This window comes from Bartonella sp. CL100XZDX, from assembly GCF_042195375.1.
Lineage (GTDB): Bacteria > Pseudomonadota > Alphaproteobacteria > Rhizobiales > Rhizobiaceae > Bartonella.
On record NZ_JBHIOH010000018.1, the window covers coordinates 77389 to 97067 of the forward strand.

At 35.5% G+C, this 19679-nt stretch carries 11 protein-coding genes; 1 reads left to right on the forward strand and 10 read right to left on the reverse strand.

The window, feature by feature from the left end; genetic code table 11:
- Positions 1 to 57 precede the first annotated feature (57 nt).
- Together ACFILU_RS01705 and ACFILU_RS01710 are read right to left on the reverse strand one after the other, a co-directional pair.
- Positions 58 to 2523 (reverse strand): penicillin-binding protein 1A, encoded by a 2466-nt coding sequence (locus tag ACFILU_RS01705; RefSeq protein WP_375674463.1) that lies wholly within the window; start codon positions 2521 to 2523, stop codon positions 58 to 60.
- Between the two features lie 167 nt (positions 2524 to 2690).
- On the reverse strand, positions 2691 to 3920 hold the full coding sequence (locus tag ACFILU_RS01710; protein ID WP_375654465.1) for an N-acetylmuramoyl-L-alanine amidase: 1230 nt from the start codon (positions 3918 to 3920) through the stop codon (positions 2691 to 2693).
- 586 nt (positions 3921 to 4506) lie between these two features.
- On the opposite strand from ACFILU_RS01710, the gene ACFILU_RS01715 reads away from it, so the two are divergent.
- On the forward strand, positions 4507 to 7134 hold the full coding sequence (locus ACFILU_RS01715) for an Rne/Rng family ribonuclease (protein ID WP_375674465.1): 2628 nt from the start codon (positions 4507 to 4509) through the stop codon (positions 7132 to 7134).
- 87 nt (positions 7135 to 7221) lie between these two features.
- Here ACFILU_RS01715 and ACFILU_RS01720 read toward each other — a convergent pair whose 3' ends face one another.
- The 8 genes from ACFILU_RS01720 to ACFILU_RS01755 form a co-directional block, all read right to left on the reverse strand.
- The gene (locus ACFILU_RS01720) at positions 7222 to 7833 is read right to left on the reverse strand and encodes an invasion associated locus B family protein (protein ID WP_273791265.1); all 612 of its coding nucleotides are present in this window, start codon (positions 7831 to 7833) and stop codon (positions 7222 to 7224) included.
- A gap of 1673 nt (positions 7834 to 9506) precedes the next feature.
- Positions 9507 to 10346: a hypothetical protein gene (locus tag ACFILU_RS01725; RefSeq protein WP_375674467.1), complete on the reverse strand. Its 840-nt coding sequence runs from the start codon at positions 10344 to 10346 to the stop codon at positions 9507 to 9509.
- A 264-nt stretch (positions 10347 to 10610) separates the two neighbouring features.
- The gene (gene mfd / locus ACFILU_RS01730) at positions 10611 to 14111 is read right to left on the reverse strand and encodes a transcription-repair coupling factor (RefSeq protein WP_375674468.1); all 3501 of its coding nucleotides are present in this window, start codon (positions 14109 to 14111) and stop codon (positions 10611 to 10613) included.
- Between the two features lie 5 nt (positions 14112 to 14116).
- Positions 14117 to 14404: a succinate dehydrogenase assembly factor 2 gene (locus ACFILU_RS01735; RefSeq protein WP_375674470.1), complete on the reverse strand. Its 288-nt coding sequence runs from the start codon at positions 14402 to 14404 to the stop codon at positions 14117 to 14119.
- A gap of 65 nt (positions 14405 to 14469) precedes the next feature.
- The gene (locus ACFILU_RS01740; RefSeq protein WP_273791269.1) at positions 14470 to 15150 is read right to left on the reverse strand and encodes an ABC transporter ATP-binding protein; all 681 of its coding nucleotides are present in this window, start codon (positions 15148 to 15150) and stop codon (positions 14470 to 14472) included.
- Complete coding sequence (locus ACFILU_RS01745; RefSeq protein ID WP_375674472.1) at positions 15150 to 16418, reverse strand: lipoprotein-releasing ABC transporter permease subunit; 1269 nt, start codon at positions 16416 to 16418, stop codon at positions 15150 to 15152. The genes ACFILU_RS01740 and ACFILU_RS01745 overlap by 1 nt, the downstream gene beginning before the upstream one ends.
- Positions 16419 to 16429: 11 nt before the next feature.
- A complete protein-coding gene (gene proS, locus ACFILU_RS01750) occupies positions 16430 to 17755 on the reverse strand; it encodes a proline--tRNA ligase (protein WP_375674474.1) in 1326 nt (441 codons plus the stop codon).
- A 202-nt stretch (positions 17756 to 17957) separates the two neighbouring features.
- Positions 17958 to 19634 (reverse strand): ribonuclease J, encoded by a 1677-nt coding sequence (locus ACFILU_RS01755; RefSeq protein ID WP_375674476.1) that lies wholly within the window; start codon positions 19632 to 19634, stop codon positions 17958 to 17960.
- Between the last annotated feature and the right edge of the window lie 45 nt (positions 19635 to 19679).

The window sequence follows — 19679 nt, forward strand, 5'->3', positions numbered from 1 at the left end:
CAACATTGTAAAAAAGAGATAAAAACCATGACTCATGGCAAAAGGAGATTTTTTCGATTAATACAGCCCACCTGTCCCACTTTCAAGTGCTTTGTTGACTTGTGGAGAAGTCGTTACTGCAGGAACACCTTCTTGAAAAGAATTTGTACTCCCAATAACTTGATATATATCAGCAGGACCAGTCCCTGGTTTAAATGCTTCTATAATAACATCTTGATCTCCTCTTTCGGCAAGCATTCCTGTTTTTCGATTAATTGGCATTAAAATCATGCCCTTTGGCATCTTAAAGGGAACATCTGGCTTCCCTTTAAGAGCATCTGCCATAAAATCACCAAAAATAGGCGCAGCTAATGAACTTCCTGTTCCATTATATCCTAACGGAGCTGGTTGATCATAACCGACAAAAATACCAACGACAATATCAGGAGTAAATCCCATAAACCAGACATCCTTAGAGTCATTAGTTGTTCCTGTTTTAGCAGCAATATGTCGATTAAGATAACGTAAACGTGCCGCAGTACCACGCTGAACAACCCCTTCCATCATCGATGTAATCTGATAAGCCGTCATAGGGTCAAGAACTTGATCTCTTTCATCAATCAATGTGGGCTCACTTTGATTATTCCATGAATGCGTATTACAATTTTCGCAAATACGATCATCATGACGATAAATTGTCTTCCCATAACGATCTTGAATTCTGTCTATCAGAGAAGGTTTAATAGAGCGTCCCCCATTGGCAATAACTGAATAAGCTGTAACCATTCGTAATACTGTTGTTTCGCCAGCCCCTAAAGCCATGGGAAGATAAGGCTGCAATTTATCTACGATCCCAAAGCGTTCTGCATATTCAGCGACAAGAGGCATTCCCATATCATTGGCAAGCCGTATTGTCATAAGATTACGAGAACGCTCAATACCATAACGCAACGTTGAAGGTCCTGCAAAGGTACCTCCATAATTTTTGGGTTGCCAAACTTCACCATTATATTGACGAACTTCAATGGGGCCATCTAAAACAACGGATGCTGGTGTATATCCGTTATCAAGAGCTGCTGCATAAACAAAAGGCTTAAAAGCAGACCCCGGTTGGCGATAAGCTTGGGTTGCACGATTGAATTCAGATGCGGCAAAAGAAAATCCTCCCACCATAGCAAGAACGCGCCCTGTATGAGGTTCCATAGCAACAATTGCACCTTCAACCTTTGGAATTTGTTGTAAACGATAAGTATTATTTGTATTGGGTAGTTTTTCTACAAAAATGACATCCCCAACTTGCAGAACATGAGATAAGCTCTGAACAGTTTTTCGATAACCATTTTCTTTTACAACATGGAGTGCCCATTTTGAATCAGCTTCAGATAAAACAGCAATTTCCCGTTTTTTTGATAATATACCTGAAGCTTCGCGCTGTGGCTGTAAACCAATCTCTACTTTGTTGGGATTAGTAGAAAGAACAACAGCTAAACGCCATTCAGGAACATCACTTAGCCCTGTGATATTTGCAAGTTCTGTCCCCCAATCACTTTTCTCATCAATATGCGCATAAGCTCCACGCCATCCTTGCGCATGATCAAATCTAATTAATCCATCGTGCAAAGCACGTCGCGCAATAAGTTGTAAATGCGGATCAAGCGTTGTACGAATGGAAAGCCCACCTTCATAAAGTGTTTTAGCCCCATAGCGATGTATTAAACGACGCCGTACTTCTTCAGTAAAATAATCAGCCGCAAAAACATAGCTATCACTCCCACGTATTGTCGCTCCTAAAGGTTTAGCTTTCGCTTTTTCACCTTGTTCACGCGTTACATATCCATTTGCAATCATCCGGTCTATAACCCAATTACGCCGATCAATAGCACGTTGTGTATTCTTAAATGGATCATAATTTGCTGGTCCTTTTGGAAGAGCAGCCAAATAAGCACATTGTTCTAGCGTCAAGTCATTGACGGATTTATTGAAATAAGTCAAAGAAGCAGCTGCTATACCATAAGTGCCACGACCCAGATAAATTTCATTGAGATAAAGTTCGAGAATATGATCTTTTGAATAAGTTTTCTCAATACGCATTGCTAAAATAGCTTCCTTAAATTTACGTTCTAACGTTGTTTCTGAACTTAAAAGGAAGTTTTTAGCGACTTGTTGCGTTATAGTTGATGCACCCTCTGGACGTCTTCCAGAACCAATATTACGAATATTATTGATCAAAGCTCGAGAAAGTCCTTCAGGATCTAAACCAAAATGATGATAAAAGTTTTTGTCTTCAGCCGAAATAAAAGCATTTATAATAAGCTTTGGTATTGATTGAATCGGTAAATAGAGGCGATGTTTTGTTGCAAACTCTGCCATAAGACGGCCATCAGAAGCATGGACGCGGGTCATTACCGGCGGCTCATAAAGTGAAAGAACTTCATAATCAGGGAGTGCATTTGCTTGACCACTGGTCATAACACCCCACGTTATTGCACCACAAAGTCCAATAGCAATAAAAAAACGAAGAAGATATCTTAAAAAAATCATCATAAAAACGGCTATCGCTTTCTTAAGAATTAATTAAAGAAAAAATACGTTACTTCAAACACACCAAGTGGATATCACCACAAGATTGAGATCAAGAGAAATTGTTTTCTATCTTTTATTTATACTAGGTACACTAGAAGCCCATACTGATACTCTATTTTCTCACAAATTTAAAGAGGCTGTATCATTTTCTGCCTATAATCAGCAAATTGACGAATAGAATGAGCAATAGAGGCTGCCATTTGTTTTCTCCAATGAGGATCATTTAATAACTTTTCATCCTCTTTATTGGATAAATAACCTATCTCTATCAAGACTGAGGGTATATCTGAAGCTCTTAAAACTTGAAAATTAGCATACCGATGTGGGTTATTAATCAAGTTAATATGATTCTTTGATAAACTTGAAATAACACTATTTGCAAAATTAACCGAAAATGTATGTGTTTCACGTCGTGTAAGATCCATCAAAATATCTGTAACTTCGAGCGTTTCATCTGCAGGCAAACCATCAAGCAAATCAACTTTATTTTCATTTTCAGCTAAAGATTTTGCAATGGCATCAGAGGCTTTGTCTGATATGGTATACACTGTAGCACCGCGAAGAGAATGTAAATCAATCGTATCCGCGTGAATAGATATAAAAAGATCAGCATCAAACTCTTGCGCTTTTTTAACTCTTTCACTTAGTCTTAAAAAAATATTGGAATCTCGTGTTAAAGCAACGGTAATATGAGAATCCTTTTGTAATTCGTCTCGCAATGCACGCGCAAAGTCTAAAGTCACATCTTTTTCTAAAATTCCAGTAACACCCCGTGCACCACCATCAATACCACCATGACCAGGATCAAGAACAACACGGAAATTATATGCTGGCATTAACTGTGTTTGTGTATCAAAATTGCTTCTTTGCTGTTTTTTTAATATCTCATCAAATTTTTCTTGTGTACTTTTACGAATATCAATTAGCAACTGCCATAAACCATTATTTAATTTTTTTACGACATTTTTTTCAACCACAAAAGCCGTTTTACTTGTCAAAATAATGCGTGAAGTCTGTATATCAGAGAAAGCATAACGTACATCTGAAAGCATAACGGATAATGTATTCCGTTTCTTTAAAGGCGTATTTTGCATCGAAAAGTCAATTGTAGGTAAATTGATAACCAAACGTGCTGGCCTGTCCAAAATCTGTAAACGAACATTTGGTTTTGAATTAAAAACCGCAATAATACGCGTATGAACACTATCACCAATGGTTCGAAAATTAATAAGTCTCAGAGGATCTGCGGCTTGAACACTGGTTTGGAGTAGAAAAAAAGATAATAAAAAGTATGTGACGAGCACAATAACATCCCCATAAGCTGTTTTCAGCTTTTTGGTAAAAAAAACTCTTATCATAAGCAAAATACTCTACATTACCTTTGTAATAATTTATCTTGGTTATATAAAATGATACACCAATTTATTCTCTATTTTTCAATAAAAGCTAAATAAACACCCAAAAACGAAATTAAGGTCATAAAGATATTATAATTATACATGATTTACATTGTTACTTGCCAAACGCACGATATCAACATAAAAGAATATTTATGCTTCCTAGCTGATAATAGTCATCTAAATTATCTGTAACTCATATTAAGTTGTCTTTAGAGGTTTTTTGCCTATTATGCGTTGAGACTTTTTTATGGATGAAAAATTTCTATGTTATAATATTAGGATTGCATTACTTAAGATTCGTTGGTTCGGATATCCGAACTGTTTTAAAGATTATTTTACCGGAGACTTTTAAGAAATATGAGTCATAAAAAACAGATGGAAATAATGATGAGAAATGGTGTAAATGCAGTCATGCCTCTGCACGTGGTGTTCCGTCCTGTTTTTCTGGTACCTCCCTTTTATGGCAGACAGCCTTTTATGTTTACGAATAGTTATAGCGTTCGTTTGAATAAAATTGTGCATGTCGCCTTCAGGATATTAACTTATGTCAAACAAAATGCTTATAGATGCCTCCCATCCGGAGGAAACTCGTGTTGTTGTTGTTCACGGCAACAAAATTGAAGAACTTGATTTTGAATCAGAACATAGAAAACAGCTCAAGGGGAATATTTATCTCGCACGGATTACGCGTGTAGAACCGTCTCTCCAAGCAGCTTTTGTTGAATATGGTGGAAACCGACATGGTTTTTTAACATTTTCTGAAATTCATCCTGATTATTATCAAATTCCTATTGCTGATCGACTTGCTCTTCTTGAAGAAGAGGAAAAAGCAGCTATAGGAGAAAATTCTGTAGATACCTTTACGGAAGAAGCAACTAAAAATAAAAAACGCTCCAGAAGAACAAAAAAAAATGGAAAAAACAATGTCATAGCAGCCGATATTGAAAGTGACATCACATCTGAAGCGACAATAATTGATAATACAGAAGAAGCATTAAATGCCGATATCTCTGATGATGAGATCGAAATGGTCGGTGCTGAGGACATCCGTGAAGAGCTCCCAATTTATCAAAGAAAACAGGGGCGCCAGTATAAAATTCAAGAAGTCATTAAACGACGTCAAATTTTGTTGGTACAAGTTATCAAAGAAGAGCGTGGTAATAAAGGTGCTGCCCTTACAACATATTTATCTCTAGCAGGTCGTTACTCTGTTCTAATGCCCAACACAGCACGTGGTGGTGGTATTTCACGAAAAATTACGAACGTACAAGACCGTAAGCGTCTTAAAGAAATCGTAAAAGAATTAGCTGTTCCAAAAGGTATGGGCGTTATCTTACGAACTGCTGGTGCCAATAGAACAAAAGCTGAAATTAAACGTGATTATGAATATCTTATGCGGTTATGGGATACTATTCGCACTTTGACACTCGAGTCAACGGCGCCATGCCTTGTCCATGAAGAAAGCAATCTCATCAAGCGTTCTATACGAGATCTTTACAATAAGAACATTAGTGAAATTCTTGTTTCTGGAGACCAAGGATATCGTGAAGCGAAAGACTTTATGCGTATGCTCATGCCAAGTCATGCAAAAGTTGTGCAACCTTACCGTGATCCTACACCCATTTTCGCAAGAAATAATATTGAAATTCAACTTGATAAAATGTTGCAACCACAAGTTTCTTTAAAATCTGGTGGTTATCTTGTTATTAATCAAACAGAAGCACTTGTTGCTATTGACGTAAATTCTGGCCGCTCCACGAAAGAATTCTCTGTCGAAAAGACAGCCTTACAAACTAACCTTGAAGCTGCTGAAGAAGTAGCGCGGCAATTACGCTTGCGTGACCTTGCTGGTTTAATTGTGATTGATTTTATTGATATGCTTGAAGAACGCAATGTGAAGCTGGTCGAAAAAAAATTAAAAGATTGTTTAAAAAACGATCGTGCTCGTATTCAAGTAGGTCATATTTCACACTTCGGCCTTTTAGAAATGAGTCGTCAACGTATTCGCATATCGGTTTTAGAAAGTACAACACAGCCCTGCCCGCATTGCGCAGGAACAGGAAATATACGTTCTGAATCATCCATTGCGTTACATGTCATGCGCTCAATTGAAGAATATCTTCTTCATAATTCGCAATATAATATTATCGTGCGCACACCCGTAGCAACAGCGCTTTATGTATTAAATCATAAACGCAACATTCTTGTTAATTTAGAAGCTCGTTTTAAGCTTAATATTAGTATTGAAGCAGATGATAGTATTGGAACGCAACATCTTGTTATTTCTAAAGGCTCAATAGCAGAGAGCATTTCTCGATCTTCATTGGAAGATGCCAATGAGCAAGAAATTGAAGATTCTGTTTTCATAAAGAGTGAATCTATTGAAAATCCTTCTCCCATTGAAACAAACCAAAAGCGTAGGCGCAAAAATCGTCACGGTGAAATTACTGATCATTCTCTCTCCAACGTTCATAAAAAAGAAGATACTTTGAATGATGATTCTTATCGTCGAGGACGTCGTCGAGGACGTCGTGGTGGTCGACGCAATCAAGATAATAGTTTTCATCAGATTCGCGTTCCTTACGCAGAACCAGTGGGAGATTTTGCTAAGCAAGCTTTGGCAGAAATTAAAGCAGCGCATCGCAAACGTCGTATTTCGCCTACTAAATCTTTTGAACTTGAAGAAACAACAAATAATACACAAGCTCTAGATATACAACAACAGGGTGAATCTGAAAAAATTGATACAAGTATTAAACCTAAAAAACGTAAAACACGTTCTTCAAAAGTAGTAGAAAATCAGCTTTCTTTAGAGAATGATCAAAATGTTGCAGAACAAAAATCTCTTGAAGAAAAACCTACAACCAGTTCGATGCGTAAAGCTAAAACAAAAAAAGCAGACAAATCTATTCATGAGGTAGAAGATAAAGCTCTTGAAAAGAGTAAAAAATCAACACGTGGAACACGTAAAAAATCATCTTCTAAAGAGACGCAAATACAAAAAATATTAGAGCAAGAAACTGTAATCGAGATGGAGGAAGTTGTAGAAACCTCTCCTTCCAAAATTGAAGAAACAATTAATCAATCCGTTGTTATTTCATCAACGCCTAATGATTCTTCCAAAACTGAACGTATTGGTTGGTGGAAACGCAGAATTCTTTCGAAAAATTAAGGATTAAAAAAACCGCCACAGAAAACTGTGGCGGTTCAAATAAACAATTATAGAAAACGTTTCAACCAATTCTATAGTGTGGATTTATTACTTTTGTTTTGCTTTTTCTTGCTCAGCCCGCATACGCTCTTCAATTTCTTTTTGCTTTGATTGAATGGCTTGCTGCAGCTTTATTTGTTCTTGTTGAAAATCTTTTTCCTCCATACCAGGACCGGTATAGGCTGCTGTAAACCCATTAAGAGAAAATTCAATAGGATTAGCTGAACCACGAAAATTAACTGTGGTTACAACCATTTTTGTTCCACTTTTCATAGCTGCTATAAGCTTATCATCTAAGACATCATTAGCAATACAACTTGGTCCATTACAAATAATATAAGGAATTTTTTTAGAGAACTCGTCACCGATTTTAATGTGAACACCTTCTGGCAAAAAACGCCCAGTAGGTACTTGAATACCTATACGTTTTTCATTTTGCTTCCCTTTTATTTCAACAAGATTAAAAGCCGTTAAAGGTTGTCCCGTATTCGATAATACAGTATTCATTGTATTACAAATATCAACATCATGCTGCTTACTGCAAACTTTGTACCAACCTTGTGATAAAGTTTGCGCATTTGCAGAAATACCAGCTATAAGAAAAAGGGCAGCGGCTCCAACTAATACTGAAACAGCAGAATAAACATTTTTATGCGACATGATTAAGTTAATCCTTTCAACGCGCTCTTAAGTAACTTTAAAAAAAATATTAAATGTAATTCCAACTTAAATTTATTAAATTATAATGAAATAACAATTAATTTTACTATTTTTACTTCAATATAAAAAAAAAAGTCAAATTTAGAGAAAAAATACGATGAGCCATTCTATTTTTATACACCCATATAATTCCCCTCTTCATCACATTGGTATTTGATATAATCTATCTATAAAATACCTCTGTGCATTTAAACTAAGATTACACAAACGAATCAATATTGAAATATTAATTAAAATAAAGTCTAATACTACTCTAAAAAACTTACTAATTAAACTTTTTACATTTATTACTCTTCATGTTAAGCTTATAGAGCCTTAGCAACAGGTTGTTGCAATGCATGAAGCTCCAAAATATCAGATAAATTTTACTGTTTTCCTTATGTGCCTCGTGTGATACACAAAAACAAAATCATCTACGATATTATTGAAACATTTAATGAATTAAAACCACTGATTGTCTAAAATTTCTGCATAATTGTAAGAGAACTTTTTGCTAATGAACAATTTTCTTCCCTTGTTTACAAAACAATGATGATACGCTTTTGTAATAAAAATTTTATATTCCATAGCGTTTAACTAAAAAGTTTAGTTTAAAAATACGTTACTAAAGAAGTGCTTTTTTCTTAATTAAACAACACATTTTCTTAGAGAGAAAATCTATAACTGCTGAAAATATTTTATTTATAATAAACTTTCTTAAAATATAATAACATATTAATTTATAATAATAATTTATCTTATTTCTATTTCTATATTGTATGAAAGATCTTAATAGCGCAAACCTCTCTTATATTGAATCAATAAAATTTATCCACTTGTACATCACAAGCAGAGTTAGTTTTATAAATAAAACTACTGAACAAAGGAATACCCCCCTATGAATCATCTCACGTGCCCAAAGCCATAATAAATTTATGCTTATATATTATACATCTATTATTGCACCTCTGTACAAATATCATCTCTCAGCTTTATAACGTGAATAAAAAATGTAGCTTTTATCAATTTATTTTAAGTTATTTCTCAAATAAAAGAATCTTCTAAAATGATAAATTATTTTCAGCTTTCACAACATCAAAGATATAAATCGTTAATGATTTAAGTTTTAAGAAAAAATGAATTCAAAATATCATTTTGTTTTCCTATATAACACAACTTAGAGCTATAAAATATTTCTCTTATCGTATTAATGAAACAAGATTTATGATATGAGATGTATCGTCATTAAAATAATTAATCAGATAAAAGTAAAAAACTACAAGCACAAAAAATTATGCATAAAAAGAAAACATAAAAAGATATATGAGTTTATTATTTAATATATATATATATATATTAAATCTTATATGATAAGAACAATAGATAATATCTTATGTGTATAAAATTACTTTATTATAAATAATAATTAAAACAAAAAAATAAAATATATTTTAATAACATATTTTAACTATTATTTAGTATATCATCTTAATTTCTCTGTATTTATATGAATAAATTTTTAATTGGATATTCTTATAGCATAATTTTTTATGAATTTTCTAAATTATACTGTTACGAAAAATTAAGTATTTTTCTATTTTGAATATACTTCTAAATAAATCAAACAATAATTTTTAATTGAATAATTTTTCAACATGAGAACGCATACGATCTATAATATTCTTTTTCTTGTTTGGCAGCATTATATTATGTACTTCTTTAATGGTTCTACAAAGCTCAGGTGCATTTTTAACAAACCAATTATCTCCTGTAAGACTATTTTTTATATCGTCAAATATTTGTTTTTCATAACTATAAGAGCCATCTGTTAGTAATTCTTTAATATCCCTGACTAAACTAGGACTTATTGAATTATTTGCGCCTTTAGCCCAACTAAAATCTTTATCTTTCCAATCAAAATCTTTGCGCAAAATAGCACCTATATCACTCTGCAATATATCCGCTAACGTGTTGCAAGCAATAATAAACATGAGATAATTTTTCATTATCTCATCATCACCTCCACTTTTCTCATTCATTCCCCATTCATTAAACATTTGAGTTTTTTTTAAATAGTCTTTTGTTTTAATCAACTTTTCTTCATACTCCCCTACTTCGTACTCTCTCGCTATATGTATTCTAGAGATATTTTTTTGTTTTTTTTCAGCTACATCCTGTAATTTCGAACCAAGATTATAATATTCATTCTTCAGAGTTTTCAGTTTTTTGTATAACTTATTCTGTTCCTGCAAACGCTCATAGTACTCTGCTTTAGAAATATTTTTTTCCCAAATATCCAAATGAGACATACTTTCTTCAATAAATTGTATGCTCTCTTTAATATTCTTTCTTTTGTTTTTTAAATGTTGGTATTGTTCATCAGAAGATAACTCAGCGTGAGCGTTTTTTACGCCATATATCAAAGTGAGTAATAAAAAGACGATAGTTAGACACTTTTGTAATGAAGAAAGCATGCTATCTTTACCTAAATTTTTTCTTTCTAAAAAATTTACAGGAGCTTATTAGCTTATTATATGCAAGTGCTATTTAATGCGGTCCAACCGTCTAATCTATTTTCTTCATTATATCAATACGTATATAATAAAAACCAAATAAATATATAAAGGGTTCTTTATTATAAACTTAAATTTTATTCTTATACAAAATCAATAACTGTTTGTTTTTATAGAATGATTTTATAAAAATGAGTAACAGTTCTGAAATAATAAAGATATTTTTTAAACAGAATGTTGTTCTGCCATTTCGACAAGCTGTGTCATAATATTCGCTGCTCCAACAAGCCTTTCATCCGCTGAGGACCAATCACGAATAAGAGCGATACTTTGATCTGGACGAATTTTTGCCATTGAACCTTGTTTTCCCACCCACTGAACAAGGGCAACACTATTTGCGAAATAGTTATTACGAAACTGTATGACAATCCCCTTTGGTCCAACATCTAATTTTTCTACATGTGCTTTTCGACACAATGTTTTAATATGAAAGACTTTAAGAAGATGTTGAACCTCAAGGGGCAAAGGACCAAAACGATCAATTAACTCCGCTGCAAATTCATCAATTTGTTCTAAACCATCAAGCTCTGTTAAACGACGATAAAGTCCCATACGTAATGATAAGTCAGGCACGAAACTTTCTGGTATCATCACTGTTGTACCAAGGGAAATTTGAGGTGACCATTGCTTATCTTCATTTAGCTCTCCATCTTTTAATTCAGCAACAGCTTCTTCAAGCATTTTTTGATAGAGTTCAAATCCAACTTCTTTGATATGCCCCGATTGCTCTTCACCTAAAAAATTGCCTGAACCGCGGATATCCATGTCATGGCTTGCCAATTGAAAACCGGCCCCTAAGGTGTCAAGAGATTGTAACACTTTAAGACGGCGATCAGCAGCAGTTGTTAAAACTTTACCAGCAGGAAATGTAAAGAGAGCATACGCACGTTGTTTTGAACGTCCTACCCTACCACGTAACTGATAAAGGGCAGAAAGACCAAACATCTCAGCACGATGCACAATTAGGGTATTAGCTGTTGGAATATCAAGACCTGATTCAATAATGGTTGTTGAGAGCAGCACATCATATTGTCCATCATAAAATGCATTCATGATATCATCAAGTTGTCCAGCCGGCATTTGTCCATGAGCCACAACGAATTTCAGTTCTGGCACATGTGTTTTGAGATATTCTTCTACAAAAGCCAGATCAGAAATACGAGGACAAACATAGAAACTTTGTCCACCACGATAATATTCTCGAAGCAGGGTCTCTCGTATAACAAGTGCATCAAAGGGTGAAATAAAAGTACGAACCGCCATTCTATCAATGGGAGGGGTTGTTATCAATGAAAGTTCACGTACACCCGATAAAGCTAACCCTAAAGTGCGTGGTATGGGAGTTGCTGAAAGTGTGAGAATATGAATATCACTTTTAAGCTCTTTTAAACGCTCTTTGTGTTTGACACCAAAATGCTGCTCCTCATCAATGATAAGAAGGCCTAACCGTAAAAAATTAACTGCACCACTTAATAATGCATGGGTTCCAATGACAATATCGATTGTACCATCTGAAACACCTTTTTTTACTCGTGCAAGTTCTTTCGCTTTTACAAGCCTCGAAGCATGTCCAATTTTAACCGGTAATCCTTGAAAACGCGAAATAAATGTTTTGTAATGTTGACGTGAAAGCAAAGTTGTCGGTACAACAACAGCAACCTGATATCCATTTAATGCTGCAACAAAAGCACTTCGAATGGCTACCTCAGTTTTTCCAAAACCAACATCACCGCATATCAAGCGATCCATCGGCTTACCTGAGGCTAGATCGTCCAAAACAGCATCAATTGCATTCATTTGATCTTCCGTTTCTTCATAGGGAAAGCAAGCAACAAACTCATCAAATGGTCCAATTGGTGGAAGTAAAGCAGGCGCAGCACGAGTCATACGCTCTGCAGCTATACGGATTAATTGCCCTGCCATTTCCAATAAATGTTTTTTAAGCCGAGCTTTACGTGCTTGCCAAGCAACACCTCCTAATTTATCTAAAGTTACCTCTGTTCCTTCTGAGCCATAACGTGAGAGAAGCTCAATATTTTCAACAGGTAAAAAGAGTAAATCACCTCCAGCATATCTAATTTCAAGGCAGTCTCGTAAAATTCCAGTGGTTCTGATGGTTTTAAGACCAACAAATTGGCCAATACCGTGGTCGATATGCACAATAATATCACCAGAATTTAAAGCAGAAATTTCAGAAATAAAATTTGTATTATTCTTACGCCGCTTTGGCGATCTTATAAAACGATCGCCAAGGATATCTTGCTCTGCTATAATAGCCAAATCTTCAGCCACAAAACCATGTTCTATCATGATAACAGCTGCTAATATGCGATCTCGAGGTGTTGCTTTGACTGTTTGCAAAGATTTTGCAACATCTATTTTTTTCAATCCATGCTCATCGAGAACTTGTAACAAACGATTGAGAGATCCTTCACTCCAACACGCTAAAAGCACTTTTTTACCAGCAGCGCGTAAAGATGCGATATGATCAATAACACTTGAAAAAACATTTTTTTCCTGCGCATTACGCTCTTTTACAAAATCATATCCTTGTTTAACATTGGTGTGAATAACAGTTTGTTCCAAACTTTGTGGAACATTAAAAGGCGAAAAATCAATACGCTGCGAAGATTGTTGCGCACCTTCCAAAACACGCTCTGGCGTTAAATAAAAAAGACTAGGATCTATTGGATGATAAGAAGTAGAATTTTTTTCATCACTTTCGCGCTCTTTGCGCGCGTTATAATAGTCTTCAATAAGACGATAGCGCTCAATAAAGACTTCCTCTATAAGATGCTCAAAAACGATCGGTAATTTGCCACAATGATCAAAAAAGCTATCAAGGTTTTCATAAAAAAATGGAAGCCAATGTTCCATACCGGCAAAACGCCGACCTTGAGAAATTGCTTCATAAAGCATGTTATTTTTTTGTGATACACCAAATGTACGGGTATAATTGCTTTTAAAACGACTGATACGTTCTGGTGTAAGAACAACCTCACTCATTGCCTGTAATAAAAGCTCAGTTTTTTGGCCTGTTGTCCTTTGATTTTCTGGATCAAATACGCGGATACTTTCTAGGGTATCTCCAAAAAAATCAAGACGTAAAGGTTCAACATCCATCGGAGAAAAGATATCAAGTATTCCTCCTCTTACAGCAAACTCACCAACATCACGGACAACCGTAACGCGTTCAAAACCATTAGTTTCTAGAAATTGAATAAGATTTCCCATGTTATTGCGCTGGCCAACACGTGCGTGAATAAGCTGAGCTTCTATCATTTCACGAGGAGGTAGCTTCTGCATAATCGCATTTGCTGTTGTTAATATAATTGCAGGATGTGGATCTTTACGTAAATTTGCTATGTGTGCCAATGCTGATAGTCGACGTGCCATAACAGCAATTCCTGGTGACACACGATCATAAGGCAAACAATCCCATGCAGGAAATTGAAGTACGGGTAAATTGGGCTCAATAAAATTTAAAACTTGTTGTAAATGCACAATTTTTGTTCCGTCACGGACAACATAGAGGAGCGGTTTACCTTGTGCAATTTCTGAACTTAATTTAGCAAGCGCAAAGGCTTCAAATCCATCAGTAACGCCATCTAAAATCATACGAACAGAATTATTTTTGGGAATAACAATTTTTTTAAATATAGGCATCAGGATTAATAACTTAAGCAAGTACGATAATTGGCAATATCACGAAAAAGTGGACTATCAACCTCAGAGGGGGGCAAAATTTCTCCAGTAATCCATGTCAGTAAATCACGATCATCAAAAGACATAATATACTCAAGCTCAGAGAGCGTTCTATCATTCATCCCAGTAATATGAGCATTGACATAATGTCCAAAAATGAGATCCATTTCACGAATACCGCGATGCCATGCACGAAAAATCAATCGACGACGACGAGCATCTAATTGATTTTTGTCAACGACAAAAACTGTCATAAAAAATCTCCTTGAATAAAGTAATATAAACTATTCAATTAGTCGTATAAAATTTGTACCTTGCTTTAAGGAAGTTCTATAATCTTTTGTTCTTTAAGTGTAATTCGACGATGCATTTGCTTAGCCAAAGCGTAATTATGTGTTGCAATAAGAGCAGAAAGACCCGACTGACGAACAAGGATAGATAAAGCTTGAAAGACATAAGCTGAAGTTACTGGATCAAGATTTCCTGTAGGTTCATCAGCCAAAAGAACCGAAGGGCCATTTGCTACTGCACGTGCAATAGCAACACGTTGTTGTTCTCCTCCCGATAACTCTGAGGGACGATGGTTCGCACGATGAGAAACACGCAGATACGTCAATAATTTGCGCGCACGATCTTCTGCTATAGATTTTTTTAATCCTGCTATCATTTGCGGTATCATGACATTTTCTAACGCCGTAAACTCTGGAAGTAAATGATGAAATTGATAAACAAAACCAATATCATTCCGTCTTATAGCTGTTCGCTCACTATCAGAGCGCTTTGCACAAGAAACACCCCGTAACATCACATCACCAGCTGTTGGTTTTTCTAATAATCCAGCAATATGAAGAAGTGTTGATTTTCCAGCACCAGATGGTGCAACAAGTGCGACAAGCTCTCCACGATTAAGAATAAAATTCGCTTTATCTAAAACAATGAGCGGCTTATGGCTCTCGAAAAAGTGTCTCTCAATCTCTACAAGCTCTAAAATAGCTGTCATTATTCATACCTCAAAGCTTGTACGGGGTCTAGCTTAGCAGCACGCCATGCCGGAATGAGAGCAGCAAGAAACGACAAGAATAAAGCCATCATAGCAACCAAGATGGTCTGTTTCCACTCAATTTGTGCAGGCAATTTTGTTAAAAAATAAAGTTGAGGATTAAAAACGTCGACATTAAATAACCAAGATATAAAATCTTGGATACGATTAATATTCGCGGTCGCGATAACACCTAAAACTAAACCCAATATAGTTCCAATAAAACCAATCATCATTCCTGTAATGATAAATATACGCAAAATTGCACTCTGTTGAGCCCCCATCGTGCGTAAAATTGCAATATCATGACTTTTATCTTTTACAAGCATAATCAGCCCTGAAATAATATTTAAAGCAGCAACAAGAACGATCAGAGAAAGAATGAAAAACATAACATTTCGTTCAATCTGTAAGGCTGAAAAAAAAGCCTGATTGCGTGTACGCCAATCAATTAAATAGACCTGTTGTTCAACTGCTTTTTCTACAACAGGTTTTATTTGATCAACAGCATCAGGATCATTTAGAAATAATTCCAAAGACTGAACCTTATCTCCCAAATTAAAAAACATTTGTGCTTCATGGAGAGGCATAAAGATAAATATTGAATCATATTCAGACATACCAACTTCAAAAATAGCAACGACTTTATAAGCTTTCACACGTGGGGTAACGCCAAAAGGAGTCTCATCACCATCAGGAGTAATAATACGAATATCTCTTCCAACTGTCAGTCCTAATTTTTCTGCTAAGCCACTTCCAATTGCAACACCTTCTTCTTGATCAAACCGAGAAATCGATCCTAATTTAATGTTTTGAGAGACTGTTTTAAGCTTTTCTAGATCTTGTTTGCGCATACCACGAACTAACGCGCCAGAGCCACCTTGAACTTCACCTTGAACAAGCGCTTGACCTTCAATAACAGGTAAAGCAAACTTCACACCATTTGTAGTTTCTAAAGAAGAAATAAGAGTCTTATAATCAGAAAAACCAGAATCAACTGTTTGAATAATAAGATGCCCATTCATACCAAGAATACGATTGAGAAGTTCTGTACGAAAGCCATTCATCACCGCCATAACAACAACCAGAGCAAATACGCCCAACATAATCCCAATAAGAGAAATAATTGAAATAACAGATGCAACGACATGTTTTTTATTGGGAATCATATAACGAAAAGCGATCATCCACTCATAAGATGAAAAGCATTTGTTTTTCAGCCTCTTCATAACATTTCCTATTAAATTATAGAAAGTTGGCTGAGCACATCTTCAACCTTTAGAGATTTTTTTATTCCTGTTTTTCGATCTTTAATTTCAACTTCATTTTGTGCAATGCTGTTAGGGCCAACAATGACTTGCATTGGCAAACCAATCAAATCCATTGTTGCAAATTTTGATCCAGGACGTTCATTTCTATCATCTAATAACGGATCAAAACCAACCTCTTTTAATCCTTGATAGAGAAACTCACATGCCTGTGTGCATTTTTCATCATCGGGTTTCATATTGATAATCCCAAAATCAAACGGCGCCATCGACTTTGGCCAAATAATACCATTTTCATCATGAGAAGCTTCAATAGCGGCCGCAACAAGACGCGAAGGCCCAATACCATAAGATCCCATAGAGACCACATGCTCTTTTCCATCTTGTCCCATAACTTTTGCTCCCATTGGAGCAGAATATTTAGCACCAAAGTGGAAAATATGACCTACTTCAATACCACGCGCTGAAAGACGATTATGATCAGAAACTTTAGCCCACTCCTCTTCATTATGCATTTCTTCCGTTGCTGCATAAAAAGATGTCCATTGCTTAACAATATCATCTAAAACAGCTTTATCACTAAAATCGATTGAACTATCTGGAACGGTAAGTTCAAGAAATTGTTTATCACAGAAGATAGCACTCTCTCCTGTTTCAGCCAAAATGATAAATTCATGACTGAGTTTCCCCCCTATTGGACCTGTATCTGCACGCATAGGAATTGCTTTTAATCCCAGGCGAGAAAAAGTGCGTAAATAAGCAACAAACATACGATTATAAGATGTTTTAGAGCCTTCATAATCAAGATCAAAAGAATAAGCATCTTTCATTAAAAATTCTCGTGCTCGCATCACACCAAAACGTGGACGAATTTCATCACGAAATTTCCATTGAATATGATATAAATTCAGCGGAAGATCTTTATAAGAACGAACATAAGAGCGAAAAATATCTGTTACCATCTCTTCATTGGTTGGACCATAAAGTAAATCACGCTTTTGACGATCTTTAATGCGGAGCATTTCCAAACCATAATCATCATAACGACCGCTTTCACGCCAAAGATCAGCAGACTGAATTGTAGGCATCAATATTTCTATTGCACCCGCACGTTCTTGCTCTTCACGAATAATTTTACAAACTTTATCAAGCACTTTTTTTCCCAAAGGAAGCCAAGAATAAATCCCTGATGTTTGTTGTCGAATCATTCCAGCGCGCAACATGAAGCGATGAGAAACAATTTCTGCTTCTTTAGGGTTCTCTTTTAAAAGTGGAAGGAAATATTGAGAAAGACGCATTGAAATAATTAACTCCTAATCAGATCTATCATATCGGAACAATTTATCACACCCTCTATTCATCTATAGCCGCATTCTGAATACTTGCAAATATAACGATCTTATCATTTAAAAATTTATTGTGCTTTATTCTCTATTTTTCTTATTTAGCAATAAAATAAAAATGCTCTTCTCTTTTTAAATAACGTAATATGAAAGTTCTTTATTTTGACCGATGTAAAAAAACTGTACAGATAGGTTTTTTTTGCCAAATTTCATGAACAGCCGCTCTCACTGCACGTCGTGTTGCCTCTCGAATAAGTTCATTATTTTTCTGTTTCATGCGTGGGATATTATAAACTGTATTTTCTACGATATCTAAAAGAATATCTTTTAAACTTTTCCCCTTTCCATTACTTTCAGGTAACCCTAATATTGTTAGACCTATATCCCCTAATAATTCATGCTTACTATTTATATGGAGAGAAATAGTAACATGACCAGCATAACTTAGTTTGCGGCGCTCACGAATCCCTAATTCATCTTCATCTCCAATTAAGCAACCATCCTTATAGATGCGGCCAACAAGAACTTGATCAATAACTTCTACAGGCTTTGGTGCAAGACGTAAAATATGTCCATTTCTGATATCCGTAACAGTTTTAATACCTGCTTGACGTGCTAAAGTTGCCTGAGCCTTAAGATGCATTGCTTCCCCATGTACAGGGACAAGTATTTGTGGCTTTATCCAATCATACATCTGTAAAAGTTCTGAACGACGTGGATGACCTGAAACATGAACAAGCGCATCTTCATTCGTAATAATTTCAATACCCAAATCAATGAAACGATTTTGTACCTCAATAATCGCTTTTTCGTTTCCTGGAATACTTCGTGATGAATAAATAACGGTATCACCAGCGGAAAGTGCAATATTTTTCATTCCATCACGTGACAGTTTAGCCAAAGCTGCACATGGCTCACCTTGGCTCCCAGTGACAATTAAAACAAGATCTTTTCGCGAGATATAGCCATAATCATCTTCCGTTACAAATGGCGCTAAACCATTCATATAACCAAGCTCTTGTGCAACCATAATACTTCGCTTAAGGGAACGCCCAATGACAAGCACCTTACGTCCAGCAGCTTCAGCTGCAAGAGCAATAGAACGTATCCGACCAATATTAGAAGAAAAAGTTGCTATCGCAACGCGCCCTTCAGCTTTGGAAATAATCTCAGAAAGACTGGCTTGAACTTGCTGCTCTGATGGAGATATACCATCCCGACATGCATTTGTGGAATCACAAAGTAATGCTAAAACACCTTTTTTGCCTAAAGCACGAAATCTTTTTTCATCGGTTACAGCCCCGAGTGAAGGGGTATGATCAATTTTCCAATCACCAGTATGAATCACAGTCCCCAAAGAGGTTGTAATTGCTAAAGATACAGATTCTGGTATTGAATGGTTAACGGCTATAGCCTCTACAGCAAAGGAACCTACCTGAAAACAATCACCAGCTTGAAAAATATTGAGTAAAATTTTTTGAGATTCAAAATCTAATTGTTTTTTAGTTTCCAATAACCCTGCCGTAAAAGGCGTACAGTAAATTGGCACTTGTAACTTTGGACATAAATCAAGAACGGCCCCATAATGATCTTCATGTGCATGTGTTAAAACAAGACCCCGTATATTATGTTTTTCACTTTCTAGGAAACGAATATCAGGCAAAACAAGATCGACACCTGGTAATTCAGAACCAGCAAAACTAACCCCCATATCAACCAGCAGCCATTCACGAAGACTTTGGGGACCAAATCCGTAAGCAGCTAAATTCATCCCTATCTCACCTACACCTCCCAGAGGTAAAAAAACAAATTCATTCTTATTGGCTGCAACCATAAACATCTCCCAAATCATTAAGGTATCTGATGGTAAAATAATTTT